The 21,331-nt window shown below is 37.4% G+C and carries 22 protein-coding genes and 1 pseudogene; 21 read left to right on the plus strand and 2 right to left on the minus strand.

What is annotated here, in order from left to right:
• Window positions 1–7 precede the first annotated feature (7 nt).
• The 6 genes and pseudogenes from ABU914_RS06600 (at window position 8) to ABU914_RS06625 (ending at window position 5,400) form a co-directional block, all read left to right on the plus strand.
• Window positions 8–379, plus strand: coding sequence for a GntR family transcriptional regulator (locus ABU914_RS06600; protein WP_379668942.1), 372 nt, complete (start codon window positions 8–10; stop codon window positions 377–379).
• 6 nt (window positions 380–385) lie between these two features.
• Window positions 386–1,264, plus strand: a complete 879-nt coding sequence (locus tag ABU914_RS06605) for an ABC transporter ATP-binding protein (RefSeq protein ID WP_379668943.1) — start codon at window positions 386–388, stop codon at window positions 1,262–1,264.
• Entirely contained in the window at window positions 1,245–1,901 is a 657-nt protein-coding gene (locus ABU914_RS06610) for an ABC-2 transporter permease (RefSeq protein ID WP_379668944.1), read from the plus strand. The genes ABU914_RS06605 and ABU914_RS06610 overlap by 20 nt, the downstream gene beginning before the upstream one ends.
• 401 nt (window positions 1,902–2,302) lie before the next feature.
• Window positions 2,303–2,742, plus strand: a pseudogene (locus tag ABU914_RS06615) (MarR family winged helix-turn-helix transcriptional regulator).
• 142 nt (window positions 2,743–2,884) lie between these two features.
• Window positions 2,885–3,499, plus strand: coding sequence for an NAD(P)H:quinone oxidoreductase (gene wrbA / locus ABU914_RS06620; RefSeq protein ID WP_379668945.1), 615 nt, complete (start codon window positions 2,885–2,887; stop codon window positions 3,497–3,499).
• Between the two features lie 158 nt (window positions 3,500–3,657).
• A complete protein-coding gene (locus tag ABU914_RS06625) occupies window positions 3,658–5,400 on the plus strand; it encodes a methyl-accepting chemotaxis protein (RefSeq protein ID WP_379668946.1) in 1,743 nt (580 codons plus the stop codon).
• 51 nt (window positions 5,401–5,451) lie between these two features.
• Here ABU914_RS06625 and copZ read toward each other — a convergent pair whose 3' ends face one another.
• Window positions 5,452–5,670, minus strand: a complete 219-nt coding sequence (gene copZ / locus ABU914_RS06630) for a copper chaperone CopZ (protein WP_379668947.1) — start codon at window positions 5,668–5,670, stop codon at window positions 5,452–5,454.
• Window positions 5,671–6,200: 530 nt separating this feature from the next.
• On the opposite strand from copZ, the gene ABU914_RS06635 reads away from it, so the two are divergent.
• From ABU914_RS06635 to ABU914_RS06655, 5 genes are all read left to right on the plus strand, one after another.
• Window positions 6,201–8,399 (plus strand): heavy metal translocating P-type ATPase, encoded by a 2,199-nt coding sequence (locus ABU914_RS06635; RefSeq protein WP_379668948.1) that lies wholly within the window; start codon window positions 6,201–6,203, stop codon window positions 8,397–8,399.
• 35 nt (window positions 8,400–8,434) lie between these two features.
• Window positions 8,435–9,175, plus strand: coding sequence for a DsbA family protein (locus tag ABU914_RS06640; RefSeq protein WP_379668949.1), 741 nt, complete (start codon window positions 8,435–8,437; stop codon window positions 9,173–9,175).
• Window positions 9,175–9,597 carry a disulfide oxidoreductase gene (locus tag ABU914_RS06645; RefSeq protein WP_379668950.1) on the plus strand — a complete coding sequence of 141 codons (423 nt, stop codon included), beginning with the start codon at window positions 9,175–9,177 and terminating at the stop codon, window positions 9,595–9,597. The genes ABU914_RS06640 and ABU914_RS06645 overlap by 1 nt, the downstream gene beginning before the upstream one ends.
• Before the next feature lie 149 nt (window positions 9,598–9,746).
• The gene (resA, locus tag ABU914_RS06650) at window positions 9,747–10,274 is read left to right on the plus strand and encodes a thiol-disulfide oxidoreductase ResA (RefSeq protein ID WP_379668951.1); all 528 of its coding nucleotides are present in this window, start codon (window positions 9,747–9,749) and stop codon (window positions 10,272–10,274) included.
• Window positions 10,275–10,316: 42 nt separating this feature from the next.
• Window positions 10,317–11,027, plus strand: coding sequence for a cytochrome c biogenesis CcdA family protein (locus ABU914_RS06655; protein WP_379668952.1), 711 nt, complete (start codon window positions 10,317–10,319; stop codon window positions 11,025–11,027).
• Between the two features lie 130 nt (window positions 11,028–11,157).
• On the opposite strand, the gene yfkAB is transcribed toward ABU914_RS06655, so the two are convergent.
• Window positions 11,158–12,306 (minus strand): radical SAM/CxCxxxxC motif protein YfkAB, encoded by a 1,149-nt coding sequence (yfkAB, locus tag ABU914_RS06660; RefSeq protein ID WP_379668953.1) that lies wholly within the window; start codon window positions 12,304–12,306, stop codon window positions 11,158–11,160.
• Window positions 12,307–12,453: 147 nt separating this feature from the next.
• On the opposite strand from yfkAB, the gene ABU914_RS06665 reads away from it, so the two are divergent.
• From ABU914_RS06665 to ABU914_RS06710, 10 genes are all read left to right on the plus strand, one after another.
• Window positions 12,454–12,606, plus strand: a complete 153-nt coding sequence (locus ABU914_RS06665; protein WP_379668954.1) for a DUF1540 domain-containing protein — start codon at window positions 12,454–12,456, stop codon at window positions 12,604–12,606.
• Window positions 12,607–13,027: 421 nt separating this feature from the next.
• Window positions 13,028–15,136: an acetate--CoA ligase family protein gene (locus tag ABU914_RS06670; RefSeq protein ID WP_379668955.1), complete on the plus strand. Its 2,109-nt coding sequence runs from the start codon at window positions 13,028–13,030 to the stop codon at window positions 15,134–15,136.
• Between the two features lie 29 nt (window positions 15,137–15,165).
• Window positions 15,166–16,398 (plus strand): acyl-CoA dehydrogenase family protein, encoded by a 1,233-nt coding sequence (locus ABU914_RS06675; protein ID WP_379668956.1) that lies wholly within the window; start codon window positions 15,166–15,168, stop codon window positions 16,396–16,398.
• Window positions 16,399–16,520: 122 nt separating this feature from the next.
• On the plus strand, window positions 16,521–16,976 hold the full coding sequence (locus tag ABU914_RS06680; protein ID WP_379668957.1) for a PaaI family thioesterase: 456 nt from the start codon (window positions 16,521–16,523) through the stop codon (window positions 16,974–16,976).
• Window positions 16,961–17,755: an enoyl-CoA hydratase-related protein gene (locus ABU914_RS06685; RefSeq protein WP_379668958.1), complete on the plus strand. Its 795-nt coding sequence runs from the start codon at window positions 16,961–16,963 to the stop codon at window positions 17,753–17,755. The genes ABU914_RS06680 and ABU914_RS06685 overlap by 16 nt, the downstream gene beginning before the upstream one ends.
• A gap of 34 nt (window positions 17,756–17,789) precedes the next feature.
• A complete protein-coding gene (locus ABU914_RS06690; protein WP_379668959.1) occupies window positions 17,790–18,560 on the plus strand; it encodes an SDR family NAD(P)-dependent oxidoreductase in 771 nt (256 codons plus the stop codon).
• Between the two features lie 29 nt (window positions 18,561–18,589).
• The gene (locus ABU914_RS06695) at window positions 18,590–19,132 is read left to right on the plus strand and encodes an NADPH-dependent FMN reductase (protein WP_379668960.1); all 543 of its coding nucleotides are present in this window, start codon (window positions 18,590–18,592) and stop codon (window positions 19,130–19,132) included.
• Between the two features lie 22 nt (window positions 19,133–19,154).
• Window positions 19,155–19,448 carry a hypothetical protein gene (locus tag ABU914_RS06700; RefSeq protein ID WP_379668961.1) on the plus strand — a complete coding sequence of 98 codons (294 nt, stop codon included), beginning with the start codon at window positions 19,155–19,157 and terminating at the stop codon, window positions 19,446–19,448.
• 28 nt (window positions 19,449–19,476) lie between these two features.
• Window positions 19,477–19,977, plus strand: coding sequence for a flavin reductase family protein (locus ABU914_RS06705; protein ID WP_379668962.1), 501 nt, complete (start codon window positions 19,477–19,479; stop codon window positions 19,975–19,977).
• Between the two features lie 143 nt (window positions 19,978–20,120).
• Entirely contained in the window at window positions 20,121–20,888 is a 768-nt protein-coding gene (locus tag ABU914_RS06710) for a carboxymuconolactone decarboxylase family protein (protein WP_379668963.1), read from the plus strand.
• Window positions 20,889–21,331: the final 443 nt, after the last annotated feature.

Genomic DNA, 21,331 nt, shown 5'->3' on the forward strand with positions numbered 1-21,331 from the left:
TGAGTCTATGGATATTGTGATTTCGAATACGAGCGAAGATCCGATTTATGTTCAAATTAAAAATCAAATTAAAGAACAAATTTTACTCGGTGAATTAAAAGAAAAAACAGCCTTGCCATCGATTCGTAAGCTTGCGAAGGAGCTGCAAATCAGTGTGATTACGACGAAGAAAGCATACGAAGAGCTTGAAAAGGAAGGCTTTATTGAAACATTTCCGAGTAAAGGTTCGTTTGTCGCAGCCCAAAATCAGGAGCTTTTAAAGGAAAAACAGTTAAAAGTGATTGAAGAACGATTATTGCAAGTGATTGATGACAGTAAGGCATTCAACATTAGTTTGGACGAATTAATTCACATGTTGACTTTGTTATACGAGGAGTGAAGAAAATTGGAAAATCTTGTTCAAGTGAAGAACATGACGAAACGAATGAAAGGTTTTTCGTTAAATAATTTAAACTTTGACATTAAAAAAGGCTACATTACAGGTTTTATCGGTCCGAATGGAGCTGGAAAAACAACAACGATTCGCTGCTTAATGAATTTAATCAATATCGATTGCGGTCAAATTACACTTTTTGGCCAGACGCATATGGACAATACGAAAGACATCAAGCAGCGTATTGGATTTGTCTTTGATGAAAACTATTATTACGAGGATTTAACGATTGAACAAAATAAACGTGTTGTTGCACCTTTTTACGAGAATTGGAGTGATGAGCGTTTTTATCACTATATAAAGACGTTTCAGCTACCGAACTTTAAAGTAGTGAAACATTTATCAAAAGGAATGAAGGTGAAATTTGCACTTGCGATGGCACTTGCGCATGATCCACAACTCATCATTATGGATGAACCGACTTCAGGGCTCGATCCAGTGTTTCGCAGAGAGTTGCTTGACCTTCTGCTCGATGTTATGCAAGACGAAGAGAAGGCTGTATTTTTTTCAACGCACAATACGACTGATTTAGATCGAGTTGCTGACTTCATTACGTTTATTCACGATGGAAAAATTGTTTTTAGTGACGAGAAAGATGCTATTTTTGAACGTTACGTGCTAGTGAAAGGCGCGAAGCAGCAGTTGTCCGACGTAAAAAAGCTGCAACTTGCTGGTTTTAAGGAGACAGAAGTTGGCTTTGAAGCTTTGATTACGAACCGAGGTGAAATTCCTGAATCACTTTTGGAAACGCTTATGTTAGAAAAACCGAAACTTGAAGATATTATGTATTACACGGCGAGGAGGGATCAATTTGCAACAGCTTATTATTAAAGACATCATTACACAGAAGTGGTACATTTATATAACGAGCGTGATTTGGTTTATGATTTTTACAAATTTTTTTACGGACGGTTCTCCAATCCGGCATGTGATGCTGTTAGCATTTTTGCCAGCTTGGCTTGCATTTTCTTCAAATGGAAATACGAAATCATTTGAGAAAGAATCAGCATTGCTGATTAGTCTTCCAATAAAAAGAAATGAAATTGTGCTAGCAAAATATGTAGCAGGTTTCACGTGGTTTGGTTTATCCACTATCGCAATGATCGCCTACATTTTTTTATATGATAGGTTTGCTCCGTTCCCTACACGAATGATGCATGTAGATGAAATAGTCATTGCATTTAGTAGCTTTCTTATTTTAGTGTCAATCTTTTATCCCGTTCTTTTTCGAGCTGGGTATCAAGTCGCAACCATTGTATTAGTCATCATTACAGGGTTTGCCGTAATGGCGATGCAAATCAGCTTTAACATGCTTGAAAACCCAAGACTTGTTGACTTTCACAATTTTGTTGAGCAACTATTAATGAATAAACTCATGTTAACGATAATTCTCGTTTGTGTGAGTGCGGTTTTTTTTATCGTTTCTTCTCTCCTCTCTGTACGCATTTTTAACAAACGTGATTTATAAAAGGAATTCGGCTTGCTAGCGGCGAGCCGTTTTTTTATAGGTGTGATTATATCGATTGTTATTTTTACACGATATATAGCTATCATTCGCTCTGAAAATACACTTCGTTTTCTGTTTTGCTAGTTTTTGCATAAATTATCTTCCTTGGGATCGATACGCGAGGGTTGATTGGGCAGCCGAAGACCGGCAGGAAACGATTTTTTCAGAGGAGGCTGAAGCGTTTCCCGCGGAAAGCGACTACCTGGAGCGGAAAATTAACATAGCATTTACTGTGCAGTTTTATTCAACTTGCGAGAATGGGCGACCAATTTTACGAAAGGAGCATTTTAATTTGACAAAGGAAAAATAAAGGTGTGTTATTTATCTTGAATTCAAGATAATATACAAAAAGGTTGGTCACAATGAAGAAAAATGAAGAACAACTTGCGTTAAAGTTATTTATCGTTTTATCAAGAGCTCATCGTGCGATTACCGATCGTGTTATTGAAGTTATAAGTCGCTACGGTTTGAATACAACGGAATTTGCGGTACTTGAACTTTTGTATCATAAAGGCGATCAACCGATTCAACAAATCGGAAAAAAGTTTTGCTTTCAAGTGGGAGTATAACATGTGTCGTTGATAAGCTTGAGAAAAAACAATTGCTCGTAAGAAAACCGTGCTCGGAAGAACGCCGCGTTACGTTTGCCGTCATTACCGAGGGTGGAAAACAGCTTATGGATACGATTTTCCCAGAACATCGAGAAGCAATCAATGGAATTTTCTCAGGGTTAAAAGAGAAAGAAACGTTAATTTCACTTTTGAAACAGCTTGGCTTCCATGCACAAGAGCTTGAATTATAGACAGCTTTGTTGTGCATCTTTTCCCGATCCCGATAAGTATCTTGAATTAATAATACTTTAACCCAAAATTTGGTAAGTAATAAGTACTCACAACTAAGGAAATAATAGGGGGAAATTAAATATTTAAAAGGAGAATGACGAGATGTCTAATGTAAAACTTGCAATCATTTACTACAGCTCAACAGGGATTAACTATAAGCTAGCAAAAATGGCTGAAGAAGGAGCAAAAGAAGCGGGTGCAGATGTGAAAGTATTAAAAGTGGAAGAACTAGCACCACAATCGGCGGTTGATTCGAATCCTGCGTGGAAAGCACATGTTGAGGAAACAAAAAACGTTCCAGTCGCAACGAGTGAGGATTTAGTATGGGCTGACGCCATTATTTTTAGTGCCCCGACACGATTTGGTAACGTACCTTCTCAAATGAAGCAATTTATCGATATGCAAGGTGGACTTTGGGCAGAAGGGAAGCTTATGAATAAAGTAGTCAGTGCGATGTCATCGGCTCAAAACTCACACGGTGGTCAAGAGCAAACGGTGACAGCGATTTATACGACGATGTTCCACTGGGGTGCGATTGTCGTAGCACCAGGATACACCGATCAATCGGCTTTTACATCTGGTGGAAATCCATATGGAACGACTGTCACTCAAAGTCAAGATGGGAATATGATCGAGGATGTTGAGTTAGCTGTTAAGCATCAGGCGAAGCGAACGGTACAAGTTGCGAAGTGGGTTAAAAACGGTCAATCTAACTAAATGATGAAAGCGAGGACAAATATGGACACCCTCGCTTTTTTGATTTGAAAGCATACGAAACTTTTTCCAGTTTACGAAATATTTACTTCATATTTACATTTGCTTTACACGCATCTGTCATACTTCTTTGTAATGCTTACATTCGGAGGGGTATTTAGATGCAGGAAAAAAGACACTTAATTACTTTCTTTAAAAACTTGAAATTAAAACGAAAAAATAAAGAGCGAAAGCAGATTCACCGTTTTTCGTTTCAAACACGACTGTTATTATTATTTGTTACATTACTAATGTTATCAATAGGCTCTATTGGATATATAAGCTATTCAAAAGCTAAAGATTTGCTTATTGATGCGAACGAAAAAAGGATTGCGCGCGAAATTAAAGTAAGTCAAGAAATGACAGAAAGCTTAAAACGTTCACATGTGAATGATTTGGATCAATTTGAAGAGCAATTAGAATATGTGATTCGAGGTCAATCGGTAGAAATGCTTCAAGATGGATTACGGGCAGATTTTTTTCGGATTTATGAAGATGGACATGTGCAACCTTTTAAAGTGAGTGAAAAAACAGATTTTTCATTAGGAGAAGAGCTTGTTCAAGAGATAATCGAGGCTAAAAAAGGAATGTTGTATTATGAGTTCGACGAAAAAGAATATCTCGTATACTTTTTATTGGTTCAAGATGTTCGAAGCATTATCGCAATCGCTTTGCCGACAAGTGATTATCTAGGTGTCATTGATAGTTTGCGAAAGTCAACGTTTATGATTTTAGCGATTAGCTTATTTTTATCAGCGCTCATCACAGTTATTTTTGTTAGAAAACTAACTAATCCACTTGCTTCTTTACAGAAAGCGATGTTAAAAGTGAGGAAAGGAGATTTTAACCAGTTTGTACCAATGTTGACAACAACACCAGAGGTTGTTTCGTTAACAAAAAGTTTTAATCTTATGATGGAGTATATTAATGAGTTGGTAACAGAAGTTCTAACGGCGACACAACATCTTACGAAAACGGGAGAAGAACTGTATAGTTCAACCGATACGGTATCTGAATCAACGGATCAGTTGTTTCATGCGATTCAAGCTGTAAAAGAAGGGGCAAAGCAAACGGTAACTGGTTCACAAAAAGGATTACGTGAATTTCATACAATGGAACGTACGATTCGCGATACGGCTCATGAAGTTCAATCGATTAGTGAAAATGCTCAAGAGATGAGCATTCAAGCAAAGCATGGACAAGTTCATCTTCGTAAGATGATGGGATCCATGAATGAATTAAGTAAAGAATCTTCTACTATTCACGAAACGATTGCGGTGGTGAAAGAACAGTCACAAGAAGTCGTTAGTGTCATTCAATGGATTCAAAACATATCTGAGCAAACGAAACTTTTAGCATTAAATGCAAGTATTGAGGCGGCGCGTGCAGGTGAATTTGGTGAAGGATTTTCTGTCGTTGCTAACGAAGTAAGAAACTTAGCTGAACAAGTTTCAAAAGCGACGGGTGAGGTTGCAGTATCGATTAATACGATGAATAACATAAGTGAACAGGCTGCTAAAGAGATTCAACAAATGGTAGCTAAAGTGGAATCGCATGTTGACACGACAGTTCTTGCAAACGAGGCCTTTCATTTTTTACTACATGCTATTGAACAGACAACAATGAAATTGAATACGATTGATCAACTATTGGCAGAGCTTTTAACTATCGTACCAAATATGGAGAAAGTAACGAAAAGCTTTGCGAGCATTTCACAGGAAACGCTAGTGAGCACAGAGGAGATGTTTAACTTATTTAAAGAACGAGTACAGGTTGTAAACAAAACGCAACAAATAGCCGGAGACATTAAGTGTAATTCTGAACGTTTAAAACGGACGACGATAGAAATTTATAGAAAAGCTTGAACGTTCCTTTTACAACAAGAAAAGGGCGAAGTGTAGTGCTTCGCCAAAACCTTACACTTGACCGATAAGTTCATATCCTGCTTCATCAATCGCCTCTGTGAAATGGTCGATGTCTACTTTATTTGAATCATACATCACTGTTACAGTTCCTTCATCAAGTTGTACATTGGCAGACTGAACGCCATCAATTTCTTTTATCGCATTTTCGACTGCTGATTTACAATGAGAGCATGACATCCCTTTAATTTGCAGTTTAATTGTTTCAGTCATTCTTAACCCCTCCAATGATTTTTATGTTATTTTACTATATCTTATCTGTCTTTCAATCGCAAAATGTATATTGATTGAAAATAAGAATCACAAATATATAATGTTAGTATACCCTATATAGGTATATATGTGAAGAAAAGACCTGCGGTGATATGTCAAGTAAGGAATAATGAATGATTTAGTTATCAAGGTGCAAATGGTGTAAAAAGGTGTCATCAAATAAATCTAGCATCAAAAATTAATGAATTACTAGAAATTTGCAAATGATTGTGGAGTAAATGATGCTTCACGTATCAACTCCCTTTTGTGACGTATAAATTTGTGATTGTGTAGTAGGTCATCCACCAAACGCACAAATTTTCTTGTGGTTAATCCGCAGGAGTGAAATGAATTGTCCTAAATGATCCTAAGACCATTATCTAGGAACATCACGGAGCTCTCAATGTATTTGACATAAACTCAGGTAAATAAGTGAGGAAGAATAGGCGGAAATAATGAAGCCTAAACATAATATACGAGGAGTGAAAGACATGACAGCAGAAGCTAGAGCTGCAGACAATGAAAAAGTAACGCTAGCGATTGAAGGTATGACCTGTGCAGCATGTTCCAGCCGTGTCGAAAAAGGTCTCCGAAAAGTCGATGGGGTGATTGATGCAAATGTTAATTTAGCGAGTGAAAAAGCGACAATTTTCTTTGATGATACAAAAACGAACGCTGAGCAGTTAATTGAACGTGTCATAAAAACAGGTTATGATGCGGCAGTTTATGAAGCGAAATCAGCTGAGGAAGAGAAAGCAGAAAAAGAACAAGAGTATAAAGCGCAAAGAGAAGCTTTCTATATAGGAGCAGTTATTTCTCTTCCGTTTTTAGTCCAAATGGTTGGTGATTTTACGAATAACCACCAATTGATGATGCCTGGGTGGGTGCAATTTGTGCTTGCTACGATCGTCCAATTTACGATCGGGTGGCGGTTTATTCGTGGTGCATACAATTCGTTACGTGGTGGAAGTGCGAATATGGACGTGTTAGTTGCCATGGGTACCTTGTCTGCTTACTTGTACAGTACATTTTTACTTTTTCAAGGCGAAACGATAGGTTTTTATTTCGAGGCATCGGTTGTTATTATTACACTGATCATTCTCGGGAAATTACTCGAAGCACGCGCGAAAGGGCGAACGTCAGAAGCTTTGAAAAAACTGATCGGGATGCAAGCGAAAGTTGCTCACGTTTTGAAGGACGGGGTCATGCACGATGTCCCAATTGAAGACGTACAAGTAGATGATGTTATCGTCGTTAAAGCAGGAGAAAAGATACCAGTTGACGGACAAGTTATTGAAGGTCGTACGAACGTTGATGAATCAATGCTCACAGGTGAAAGCTTGCCTGTTACGAAAGAAGTTGGCGATATTGTCATTGGATCTACGATCAATAAACATGGGTCGATTACGATGAAGGCGACAAAGGTTGGAAAAGAAACGGCCCTTGCACAAATTATTCAAATGGTTGATGAAGCTCAAGGCTCAAAAGCACCGATTCAAAACTTTGCAGATAAAGTATCATCAGTTTTCGTCCCGATTGTTATCGGCATCGCGTTTGTGACGTTTGTCGTTACGTATACCATTGTCGGTTTCACACCAGCGCTCATTAGTACTGTTGCCGTGTTAGTTATCGCTTGTCCCTGTGCATTAGGACTAGCGACACCAACGGCGATTATGGTCGGAACAGGTAAAGGAGCAGAATACGGTGTTTTAGTAAAAGACTCTGCGCATTTGCAAACAATGCGTACGGTTGATACGATTATTCTTGATAAAACAGGTACGATTACGAAAGGTCATCCAGAGGTGACAGCGGTTCGTCCGATTAATGTGACAGAGGAAGCGTTTGTCCGAATGATTGCAACGGTCGAGCAGACGTCTGAGCATCCACTAGCAGAAGCGATCATGCGTTACTCACAAGAACGAGGAATTATCCCTAAGCGTGTTGAAAGCTTTGAAGCATTGCCAGGTCTTGGAGTGACAGGTAGAGTAGATGGTCAAAACGTCTATATCGGTAACGTAAAATTTATACGCCAACAAGACATTGATTTCGACAGGTTTACTAACGATATGCAGTCACTTGAAGAGAAAGGCAATACGGTTATTATGGTCGCTCAAGGACAACGATTCATCGGTTATTTTTCTGTCGCAGATACAGTGAAAGAAACGTCTCGCCAAGCTGTACAGGAATTGAAAGCTCGTGGCATTGACGTCATTATGATGACAGGTGATAATAAGCATACAGCAAATGCAATTGCAAAAGACGTAGGAATCGATCATGTACTTGCAGAAGTTCTGCCAGAGCATAAAGCAAATGAAGTTGATAGATTAAAAAGTGAAGGCAAAAAAGTTGCAATGGTTGGGGATGGAATTAACGATGCACCTGCGCTTGCAGCGGCTGACGTTGGAATTGCGATCGGAACAGGGACAGATATTGCAATGGAAGCAGCGGATATTACGCTCATGCGAGGTGACTTGCTGTCTATTATCGATAGTATCCAACTTTCCGAAGCAACGATCCGGAAAATTAAACAAAACTTAGGGTGGGCATTCGGCTATAACGTCGTACTCATTCCTGTAGCAGCATTTGGTTTTTTGAATCCGATTTTGGCTGGTGCTGCGATGGCATTAAGTTCCGTATCCGTCGTTGTGAACACGTTATTTTTAAACCGCTGGAAACCGCATCATGAATAATAAACTTAAAGATTTAACTTTAGGGGGATAGATAAATGGCTAAGAAAAAGAAAAAAAGAAATACAATGAAAAATACACAACAGCAAAAAAAGCAACAATCGAATGTACCCGCCATTCTGTTTTTCTCGATTAGCGGTGTTGTCATCGTTGCATTTTTAATCTTTTTTGCGATGAATAGCGGAAATGATTCGACGCAAAACGTAGCAAATGAAGAACCGTTAGAATATGAATTTACTTATGAAGGACAACCTTCGATTGGAGATGAAGACGCACCGATTAAAATCGCCGAATTTGGTGATTATAGCTGTTCACACTGTAAAGATTTCCATGACGTTGTTTACCCTGAAATTAAGAAAGACTTTATCGATACAGGAAAAGTACAATTCTTTTTTATTAATTTTCCTTTTATTGATGATGACTCTGTCAACATTGCAAAAGGCGGAGAAGCAGTCTTTGCTCAAAATAAAGATGCGTTTTGGGATTACCACGATTTAGTCTATCAGCAAGAACAAAGAGAGGAGCAATGGGCGACGAATGATGTATTAACAGAGCTCGTTGCTGACAACTTGCCTCATATTGATGCTGACCAATTTAAAGAAGATCTTGAAAACAATGCTCAAATTTCGGCTATAAACGAAGATCTCACGATCGTTAAGGAGGCGGGTATTACAAGTACACCGACGATGTTTATTAACGGTAAAGAGTTTAAACAATGGTATGATTACAAAGCTGTGAAAGAAGAGATTGAGCGTCTCTTAGAAAACGAAGAACAATGATGAAGTCTGATTACCTCCGTTTTTTTGCGTGGATAATCTCTATCATTGCTGTCACCGGCAGTTTATATTTTAGTGAAATACGTGGTTTTATCCCATGCGAATTGTGCTGGTACCAGCGCATACTCATGTATCCGCTCGTCATCATACTCGGGATCGGATTTTATAAAAAGGATAAACATATGTCGGTTTATGTCTTGCCATTGACAGTCATCGGGATGGGAGTGGCACTCGTACATTATTTGCACCAAAAAACCGACTTGTTTCAGCGTGCCATTCAATGTACACAAGGGGTGTCTTGCTCTGGTCAATACATCAACTGGTTCGGCTTCATTACGATCCCTTTTTTATCATTGGTTGCATTCACATTGATTACAATATTAACCATTTTCTCAAAACAGGAGGCTGATCAAGTTGAGCATTGATCGGTCTCTTTCGTTTTACATGCTCAATCACTTTAAAAAAATGACGATTTTTTCACAAAAAAGAAAGCGTAACAGAATGTGCACAGATTCTGCAAAATTTCGGTCTACAATAGGGTAAAATGAGAGATGAAATTTAACGGAGGATGCAAATGGACAAGAAGAAAAAGCGATTAATGATGCGAACAAGCATATTAATTATTATCGTCGTCGCGCTTGGCTATACGATTTATGCAAGCATTTTTAATGAGAGTAAAGTCGTAGAGTCCGGTGACGAGGCACCGAACTTTCATTTGCAAACACTTGATGGTGAAGAGGTTCAATTAAGTGATTACAAAGGAAAGGGAGTTTTTTTGAATTTTTGGGCGACGTATTGTCCACCATGTAAGGAAGAGATGCCTTATATGGATAATCAATATGAAGAGTTCAAAGAGAAAGGTGTAGAAATTTTGGCTGTTAATGTTGGCGAACCACTTCTTACCACACAAAAATTTGTACAGCGGTATGATTTATCGTTTCCGATCCTCATGGATGAACGCGAAGAAGTGTACAAAGCATACGGTGTAAAGCCGATACCAACGACGTTTTTAATTGATAAAGACGGGAAAGTGATCGATCGAGTAACGAAAGGCTTAACGGAAGAGGAAGTTAAACAAATGATGGAGCGGATTGTTCCTTAACGATTTATCGCGGTCTCAATTATGTGTTAAGGGTGTGATCATGTGGGGGATTTAAATGTATTTTTAGCGTTTGGAGCAGGGGTATTATCTTTCGTTTCTCCTTGTACATTGCCGCTTTATCCCGCATTTTTGTCCTATATAACGGGAGTATCAGTTGATGAACTAAAAGAGAAAAATGGGATGTTGCAGAGACGGGCGATTTTGCATACACTCTTTTTCTTAATTGGCTTTTCGCTTATTTTTGTCGCATTAGGTTTTGCTACGTCATTTATCGGTTCGTTATTTACGAAGTATGATGTGCTTATTCGTCAAATTGGTGGAATTTTAATTGTGTTTATGGGGCTTGTTATCGTTGGTGCGATTCAACCGAAGTTTATGATGAAAGATAGTACATTTACGTTTCGGAATCGCCCTTCCGGTTACTTCGGCTCAAGCTTAATCGGACTAGCGTTTGCAGCGGGTTGGACACCGTGTATGGGACCAATTTTAGCAGCCGTTGTCGGACTCGCTGCGACTAATCCAGGTTCAGGACTGCTGTATATGCTCGTCTATACATTAGGTTTTGCTATTCCATTTTTCTTAATGGCTTTCTTTATTGGTAGGATGAATTGGATTAAAAAATTCAGTGACAAGATTATGAAAGTCGGCGGTTACACGATGATTTTTATTGGTGTGTTTTTATTTTTCGGCTGGATGACGAAAGTGACGTCATTCTTAACGAACAATGTATTTGATGGATTTATGGGATTTTAAAAAGAAACGTACTTTGGATATTTTACCAGGGTACGTTTCTTTTTTTTACGATTAATTATTGCCTGAATATACTCTACAAGTTTCAAGTTGCATTGATGTATAAAAATAAATAAATACATTTTAAGGTTTTTTAATCGATACATTTTTCTTTAAACGAAGTTAATCGTTCGCGCTTTTTTGTGAAGATATGTTCTTTGTAGTATGCGTCTTTCACGAGCAAATTCGGACCGAGACATTGTACAGCAGGACAGTGGCAATGAATGCTTTTGGCCAGATCGCTCTTGCGCCATGTTTCATACGCATCAAGTAAGCTCGTCGTTTGGATGTTCCCTAGTTCGGACCCATCTCCAAAATCGGTGACGATTATTGAACCGTCAAAAATATTTACGTTTAAACGTGAACGCCCGTCAGGGTCATTACGGACTGTGACATTTTTTGCTCCTTGTAATTTTTTTAATAAATGAAGATCTTCATCTTGTTCGCTACACGGGTAAAAAGGTAATGTTCCAAACAACATCCAAATATTGTCGTTTTGATGGTCCAACAGTTCATGAATCCCTTTACGAATTTCATCTAATGTTGCGATTTCTAAATGGCTGGCAAAATCGCTAGGATACATTGGATGAATTTCGTGACGCTGACAGCCCATGTCAACGATCGCTTCGTGTATTGTTTTCAAATGTGGAAGTGTTCGTTTGTTTATCATTGTTTCTGCAGCGATAAAGACTCCTTGTTTTGAGAGGCTCTTCGCATTGTCAATCATACGTTCTAAAAAGCGCGCTCGCACCTCATATGCTGGTGTTTTTTTCATTGCTCCAAATCCGATATCGACAAAATCATCTACAGTTCCGTAGTTATATGAAATGTGCAAAACGTCTAGATAAGGAAGCACATCTTCATAATTTTGGAGAGGCAATGTTAAATTGGAATTTAATTGCGTCTTCGCACCTCGGTCGTGGGCATATTTTAGCAGTGGAATAACATAGTTCTCGACGGACTTCTTTGAAAGCATCGGTTCTCCGCCAGTAATGCTAAACGAACGTAAAAACGGAATTTCATCTAACCGTTTCAATAAAAGTTCAAGAGGAAGGGCTTCTGGGTCCTTCGTTTGTAATGTATAACCAACTGCGCAATGTTCACAACGCATGTTACATAACGTTGTTGTCGTAAATTCGATGTTCGTTAATCTCATATCGCCAAATTGTTCTATGTCTAAATAAGCTTCCCACGGGTCATTCGTAGGCTGAATGAGCGAACGGTTTTTTTCTTTCGTTATCATGAATAATTCCCCTTTTAAAAATACTCTATCCTCATCTTATTGGATGTTTATGAGAAAAACCACTAAGACGGGTTTAAAACAGGAAATTTTTAAAATGAATAAGCTTCTTTATTTCGTTCACTCTAACAGGTAAAGGAGGTGCCTCTTATGGCAAAAGATGTCCTTTGTGAAGTAGATACATGTGTATTTTGGAGTCATGGAAACCGTTGTGAAGCTGAAAAAATTTATGTCGTTAGTAATGTTAGCAACCCGGAAACGACAGAGGAAACGGATTGTCATACGTTTGAACCTGTGTATTAATGAGCCGTGTAATTTACACGGCTTTTTTAAGTGCAAAAACCATATAGTTTAAGAATACTTTTATTTAAATTAACACGTTTCAATTTTAAAACATAACGATCTCAAAAATGAGACTTAGATTGAAGTTATTTAAGCAAAATTAAAGAACTTATTTACTCACATTAAAAAAATTTAAATGTTAACCTAACCGAATTGTGTTTTTATTTTTAAGTCTTAGGCTGTTTCAATAACGAAATAGCACGGATAAATGTTTAAGTCAAACAGAAAACTTCTTTTAAAAACCTTATTTTTTATAAAGTTGGCATAAAAATTGCAAACAAGATAAGTGTAAAAGAAAATAGCACACCAACTAGTTTTTAAAAGGAGTGATTGAGTAATTTTAAACTGAATTAATAAAAAAGAAAAGGAGAAAAGACATTGCATGGCTATTAAAGAGAGTACGTTAGATGCACTTTTTAATCCAGACAGTATTGCAATTATTGGCGCCACTCCCGATCCGAAACGAATTGGTGGACGTCCATTAGCGTATTTACAACAGAATAACTACAAAGGCTCTATTTTTCCAATTAATCCAAAATACGATGAGATTTCTGGATTAAAATGTTACAAAAATATAACAGAAATAAACGAAATAATTGATTTGGTCATCATTTCTTTACCGAAAAATTTAGTTCTCGATAAATTTAAGGAATGTGCAGAAAACGGTGTCCGTTCTGTCGTTATTTTTAGTGCAGGGTTTGGGGAAGTCGATGAAGAAGGCAGGAAAATACAAGATAAAATTACGTTAATTGCAAAAAAGCATGGTGTTAGGGTACTTGGTCCTAATTGCTTGGGTATGTTTAACGTCAAAAAAGGTGTTTATGCCACGTTTTCAACGATTCTCGAGAGAGAAACCCCATTAAAAGGAAGCATTGGCTTTGTTAGCCAAAGTGGTGCATTTGGATCGCACGTATTTACTTTAGCAAGACAAAATCAAATTGGTTTCAGTCATTTTATTGCAACTGGGAATGAAAGCGATGTCGATGTCGCCGACTGTATTTCTTTTCTCGCAGAGGATGATGACACGAAAGTGGTTGCCTGTTATATCGAAGGCGCAAAAGATGGGGAAAAATTAATCGACGCTTTTAAGTTAGCCGCTAAACATAACAAGCCCGTTGTTGCGCTTAAAGTTGGAACGACGGATGTAGGGAAACAGGCTGCGTTATCTCATACAGGATCATTAGCAGGTTCGGACGATATTTATGATGCTGTTTTTGAACAATACGGTGTATATCGAGCAAAAACAATTGAAGAATTTATTGACGTCGCTTATGCATGTGCTGAACTTCCAATTCCGAAAGGTAATCGAACGGCGATTTTTACCGTATCTGGTGGAGTAGGTATTATGCTGGCAGATCAATTAACAGAATGCTCATTGTCTGTTAAGGAAACACCGCAAGAAGTTCAGGGAAAATTAAAAAAGATTCTTCCGATTGCTGGTGTGAAAAATCCGATCGATACAACGGCACAAATTAATGCAATCCCTAATTTATTAGAAGATTTCATGGATACTGTTCTTTCTAGTGGTGTGTATAATTCAGCGATTGTGTTTCTTGCTTTTACCGGGTTAGATCTTGAAAAGATTAAAACGAGAATTAATGCGCTCAAAAAAGTGATGAGCAATTATCCGCATATTTCATTGATAACGGTCACATTAAATAATGATAAAAGTAAAAAAATGTTTGTTGAGCACGAACTCGTTCTTTCTGATGATCCAACACGAGCTGTAAATATGTTGAAAGCATTAAACTTTTTCCGAGAGAAGTTAAATCAACCACTCGAGCTTAAGCAAGGTCAAGATAAGAAAGAGAACTCATTAACAATTCAATCATCTGTTTTAACTGAATACGAAAGTAAAAAATTGATTCAGAAGTACGATATTCCAGTAACAAACGAAAGACTGGCAACTTCGTCAGAAGAAGCAGTAGCTTTTGCTAAAGAAATAGGCTTTCCAGTTGTCATGAAAGGGATGTCGCCACAAATTCTTCATAAAACGGACGAAGGACTTGTGCATTTAAATATAAACAATGAAAACGATGTTGCGCAAATCTATCAACGATTAAAGAACAAAATTGATAGTATCCAAGGTGCCCAGTTTGATGGTGTGTTAATTCAAGAGATGTTAACGGGAGATTCTCTAGAAATGTTTATCGGCTCAAAAAAGGATCCTGTTTTTGGGCAAATGATTTTAGTCGGTATGGGCGGCATATATATTGAAGTTTTAAAAGATGTGTCAATGCGTAAAGCACCTGTTTCTATTGAAGAAGCTGAACGAATGGTAAATGAACTTCGGGGAAGTAGTTTATTAAAAGGGGTCCGTGGAAAACAACCATACGATGTAGAAGCTTTATGTGAAGCTATTTCGAAATTCAGTCAATTTATTTCTAGGTTTGAACATTCGATAGAGGAGATCGATTTAAATCCAATGATGGTATTTGAACATAGTAAAGGCGTCAAGGCTGCTGATGCATTGATTACATTAACAAAATAACAACACAACAGATATAGGAGAGATAAATTATGGATTTTTCGATTCCAGAGGAAACACAAGAAATCATTAGTGGTTTAAAACAGTTTATTGAAAAAGTCGTCATTCCACTTGAGGAAGAAAATGAAGAATTGCTAAATAATCCGAGAAAATACTACACCGAGGAAGGTCACCATTCTCCTGAAGTTGAAGCATTGAGAAAAAAAGTACGAATGGAATCGGCTAAAGCGGGTTTTTATACGATGTTTGGAGCGAAAGAGTTAGGTGGGGAAGAATTCGGTCCTGTAACAGCAGTATTAGTTCAGGAATTTTTAGGTAAACACTATCCGCACAATAAACTCATTCATCCAATCGTTATTCCGTCTCCGTTTACGAACGGTTTGACACCTGTGCTTAACGGTTTAAATGAACATTTAAAATCTAAATATATTGATAGAATTCGCACCGGAGAAAAAACACTCTGTTTTGGCCTTTCAGAACCTGATGCGGGATCCGATGTGTGGAATATAAAAACAAGAGCCGTAAAAGAGGGTTCGGAGTGGGTGATTAATGGAACGAAACAATGGATCTCGAATGCAGCGTACGCTGATTATTGCTTGCTTTTTGCGGTGACCGATCCTGAGTTAAAAGAACAAAGGAAAGGTGGAATTACTTGTTTCTTTGTCGAAACAAAGGCAGAAGGTTTTTCAGTAGATTCGGCAATTCCTGTAATGGGTGATTTAGGCGGGGAAGCTACAATTATCAGTTTAGATAATTTGCGTGTATCCGAAGAAAACATTGTGGGGGAGCTTCATATGGGGTTCTCAAGAGCGATGAACGGTATTAATACGGGACGATTGGGCATGAGTGGTAGAAGCATTGGTTCTGCTCAATGGGCATTAGAGAAGGCCGTAGAGTATTCACAAATTCGTGAAACGTTTGGCAAAAAAATTGCTGAGCACCAAACGATACAAAATATGCTCGCAGAATGTGCGATTGATATTTATGCGGCTAGAAATATGGCATTGAATTGCGCATGGAAAATCGAAAACAATAAAAAAATGCCGCGGAAAGAGATTTCAATTACGAAAGCGTTTTGCACAGAAATGATGGGACGCGTTTATGACCGTGCAATCCAAATTCATGGCGGTGTTGGAGTAACAAATGAATTGGGGCTTGAAAAAGGATACCGGCTTGCAAGAACGTTACGCATTCCGGATGGGACATCAGAAATTCATCGCCGTACAATTGCTCGAAGCTTACTGAAAGGTGATCTTTCATTTTAATAGATTCATAGAGCGAGCAAAGTATGTATCAGAAATAGCAGGGTATAAGCTCTTTATAAAAATGAGAGACGAGCATAAGCTCCCTGCTAACTCTGCTTACTCGATTATAAAAGGAGTTTATCATGAAAAAAGCACTACAGCAACGAGAAGAAGATTTAATGTTAAAAAATCATTTCCGTCAATTCATTGGTGTTCAAATTGAAGAGATTAATGAGGGTACTGCCGTCATAGCTTTACCATTTAATGAAAAATTACTACAGTCGGCAAACATGATTCATGGTGGGGTTCTCTCAGTATTAATTGATTCTGTAATCGGAACGGCGATTCGTTCCGTTTTAAACGACGATACATTTGCTGTAACTGCTGAAATGAATGTGAATTATTTTCGTCCAGCGATGAAAGGAACGATACGAGCGAAAGGAAAAGTCATAAACAAAGGGCGATCATTGGTCGTAGGAAGCGCTGATATTTTTAGCGAAGACGGTAAGCTATTGGCAACAGGAAGAGCAACTTATGCAATTAAGGAGAAAAAGCAAAAGAAAAATAGAACAGGCGGGATAATATGGCAGAAAAATTAGTATTGATTGAAAGAACAGGTAAAATTGCTTATTTAACTTTAAATCGTCCTGAAAAGTTAAATGCGTTAAGTCAAGAATTGTTCGAAGATCTTGATGCGGCACTCGACGAAGTGGAAGCGGATGACGAAATCAGTGTTGTCATTATTAGAGGTAAAGGGAGAGCGTTCAGTGTTGGTTATGATGTTGGAAAACCTACAGATAAAACGGTTACCGAAGATCGAGACATGTTAGAAGCATTTACGTTACGCTGGTTAAGAATCTGGGATTTTCCAAAACCGATCATTGCGCAAGTGCAAGGTTATGCACTCGCAGGTGGAACGCAACTACTTGCATGCTGTGACATAGTCGTTACAGACAAAGACGCAACGTTTGGCTTCCCATCCTTACCGCTCGGTGGTGGGTTCGTAGGCATGTATTGGGGATGGCATATCGGCGTTCAGCGGGCAAAGATGCTTGATTTGACGGCTGGGAGCCGCATTAGCGGAAAAGAGGCAACAGACTATGGTTTTGCCGCTAAATGCTTTGATGGCGACCGATTAGAGGAAGAAACGTTAAAAATTGCCCGAGGTATCGCTAAAACACCATTAGACATTCTTAAGCTTAAGAAAAAAGCACATAATCGTGTAATGGAAGCACAAGGTTTCCGGAACACTTTAATGTTTGGCCCAGAACAAGATGCGATTATTCATACAGCTGACGGAATTAAATTAGTTCGAGAAAAAATTAACGAACTTGGCTTAAAAGGAGCCATCGAGTGGTTTAACAACCAAGAAGTTTAATCGGCTTAATCGCATATGAAAGGATTTGTTAATCATGTCGTTTCATGATTCAGTTGCCATTGTTACCGGTGGTGCCCGTGGTATCGGGGCCGCAACGGCTTTGAAATTAGCAAGGAATGGAGCAAAGATTGCCATATTCGATATGAATAATAGCATGGCAGCAGAGACAGTAGAGAAAGTAAGAAATTTAGGCAGTGATGGTAGATTTTTTTCTGTTGATGTTACGAGTCGTGAGCAAGTTGAAGAAGCAGTTGAAAAAACAATGTCCGAGTTTGGGAAAATCGATATTTTAATTAATAATGCTGGAGTATTGAAGGATTATCTCATTGATGATATGACGGAAGAAGCATGGGATTCTGTCATTAATGTAAACCTTAAAGGCAGTTTTCTCTGTGCGCAATCTGCTCAAAAATATATGAAAAAACAACAGTATGGAAAAATCGTTATGGTTTCCTCTCTAGCAGCAACAGGAACTAAAGGAAGAGTTAATTATTCTTCAGCTAAAGCAGGAATACAAGGCATGACGAAATCACTTTCTATCGAATTAGGTTCATTTGGGATCAATGTAAATGCAGTTGCTCCAGGGTTCATTGATACAGAAATGAGTAATGTATCGAAAGCATCAGCAAAAAATAGGGGAATTAAAGATTTTGATGCTTTTAAAAAGTCCTTTATAAACAGCAATCCAATTCAACGAGTTGGTCGCCCAGAAGATGTAGCAAATGTCATCTCATTTTTGGCTTCTAGTGAAGCGGATTATGTGACAGGTCAGGTCATTTATGTGTCTGGTAGCCCTGTCACGTAATCAATTCAAACCATGAAGGAGTGTTTGTTTTGAAATTATTAGGAATATCCGGAACGATTGTCGGATCAAAAACTCAGATAGTTGTAGAAAAGGCTTTGGAAGAAGTCGAGAACATTACTCCTGATATTGAAGTTGAGTTATTAGATTTAAAAAAATATAACATTGAACTTTGCGATGGTCGTGATCCGTCTGCATACAATCAAGATACGCAAAAAGTGATTGACATCATTTCATCAGCAGATCGTTACATTATCGGAACCCCGATTTTTCACGGTTCTTTTCCAGGAATATTAAAGAATGTCCTAGACTTAATCCCGGCACAAGTTTTCCGCCACAAAGTTATCGGTTTTATGGCAACGGGAGGAAATCATCAGCATTATCTAGTTGTTGAAAACCAATTAAAACCTATCGCAAGTTATTTTCAGTCGTATGTTGTACCTCAATATGTTTTCGCCCATAATAAAGATTTTAATGATAAAAATGAAATCATAGCACCAGAATTAATCGACAATATTAAAGGACTGGCAAATCAAATGATCAGCATGGGGAAATTAACAGTGTCGAAAAAATAACCGATTGAAAGGAGACATTGCTATGAAATCAGTTCAATTCGTAAATTATACGGATCATTCCTTTCAAAAGTTGTGTGAAAAAAAGTACGGCATAAATAGAGGCGTCTACAATGTAATCGATAATTGGTTTTATGAAAAGGGAATTAGAAATATTATTAGTCGTAGAAAAGAAATATTAGGCTTTCTCAATTTCATATCTAAGCAGTTTAGTCTTAATCAGTCCAAAGTTAAATTTGGAAGTGGGGGCTTGGTCAAAAAATTAGAAGAGTTTTGGTATGAAGTAAATGCGTTTTATCGAATGAATAATGATTCATAATGATATCAAGATTAAAGGAGTACAAATGATGATGATTAAAGAACATTCAGAACAATTATATCGAGAAATTATGGGAAGTTATCCAACAGGGGTAACAATTATTACGACGCTAGATGTAAACAATAAACCTGTTGGTCTGACAGTTAATTCCTTTGCTTCAGTATCATTGGATCCGTTAATGATCTTATGGTGCATTGACAAAAACTCAGGAAGTATCGAAACGTTTAAAATTACTAATAAATTTGCAGTTAATATTTTAGCAGGTAATCAAAAAGAAGCATGTTGGGTTTTTGCGAGTAGAAATGAAACGGATCGTTTTGCAAAAGTCAATTGGGAACTCTCATCTAATGATCTACCTATTCTTAACGATGTTTTTGGTGTGTTGGAGTGCAAAAAAGTAGATGAAATTGATGCAGGGGACCATATGATTTTAATCGGAGAAGTGATCAATCTACAAAAAAATGATACTGACCCTATGTTATATTTTCGTAGAAAAGTAGGTTCAATACGTGAAGAGTCTGTTCAATAAAGCATTTGCAAAACGAAAAAGTAGATAATTTATACTTTGAACTCATAATAGGTATTACAGTTTACTTTTCCAAGTTCTCGAACTCACATGTTTATCAAATCATTTTATAAATATATCTTCTACACGTTAAAGGGAGAACTTTTATGCCGATTCAATTATCTGAAAAACAACAAGAAATTAAGAATAACTTTATTAATAATAGAGGGTATTGGACAGAAGCATTGGAACGTTTATTAAGACTAGATCCAAATTTTTTTGAAACGTATGCAACGTTTATTTTAACCCCTTGGAAGACAGGTGTGCTGGAGTCAAAAGTAAAAGAATTGGTCTCCATCGCAATCAATTCATCATCGACTCATTTATATGAAGATGGTGTACGAGCTCATGTTAGAAATGCGTTAAAACATGGAGCGACAAAAGAAGAGATTATGGAAGTGTTTGAATTAACAAGTGCGATTGGGATGCATACTCCTGCATTAGGGGTGCCTATTCTAATTGAAGAACTGGGGAGAGACATTGAACCTTTATCAGAGAAGCAAATGCAATTAAAAAAACAGTTTATAGACGAGATGGGCTATTGGAATGAATTTAGAGAGCATCTCGTTTCAATAAATGATGCATATTTTGAGGCTTATTTAGAGTTATTAACTTACCCGTGGAGAAACGGGGTGTTGGAATCGAAAGTAAAAGAATTTATTTACATTGCCATTGATTCTTCAACGACACATTTATATAAATTAGGTTTAAGGACCCATGTAAGAAGAGCATTAAAATTTGGTGCATCAATGGAAGAAATTATGGAAATTTATGAACTGACTAGTGCTCAAGGTTTGCAAACAGTTGAAATGGGCGCAACAATTTTATTCGAAGAATTAGGAAGAGACAGAAAATTACAAAAAAATAATTGTTAAAAAAAGCATATTTTTTATGATAGACTTCTTGAACCAAATATGAAACACGATGTTTTATTAACGATACATGTTTGGTAGAAGTTTTAATTGGAAATGAAGAATAGATTTTGCGTTGATTTATTAAAAAAATGTCGAATTTTAAAGGATTTTAATAAATTATGACGATGGAATAAATTTTTTGGCATGTTTTTTGCATATTTATGAAACCGATATCGAAATTAAAAAGATATAAAGATTGATTACGATATCGAGAATGAAGATTAGGGGAGGAAAAAAGTATAACGATAAGAAAATATCATACAAGTAATGAAAACGCTTTATTTAATAGGTTCGTAGAGTATGAGTGATATTTAAAAAGATTGACTGGGAGTTGAAAACATGAGTAACAAAATGAGATTCGGATTATTTTTCTTAAACTCAGTAGCACCATGGAAAACTGATGC

The sequence above is a fragment of the Pueribacillus sp. YX66 genome (assembly GCF_041725775.1).
Taxonomy (GTDB): Bacteria; Bacillota; Bacilli; order Bacillales; family UBA6769; genus Pueribacillus.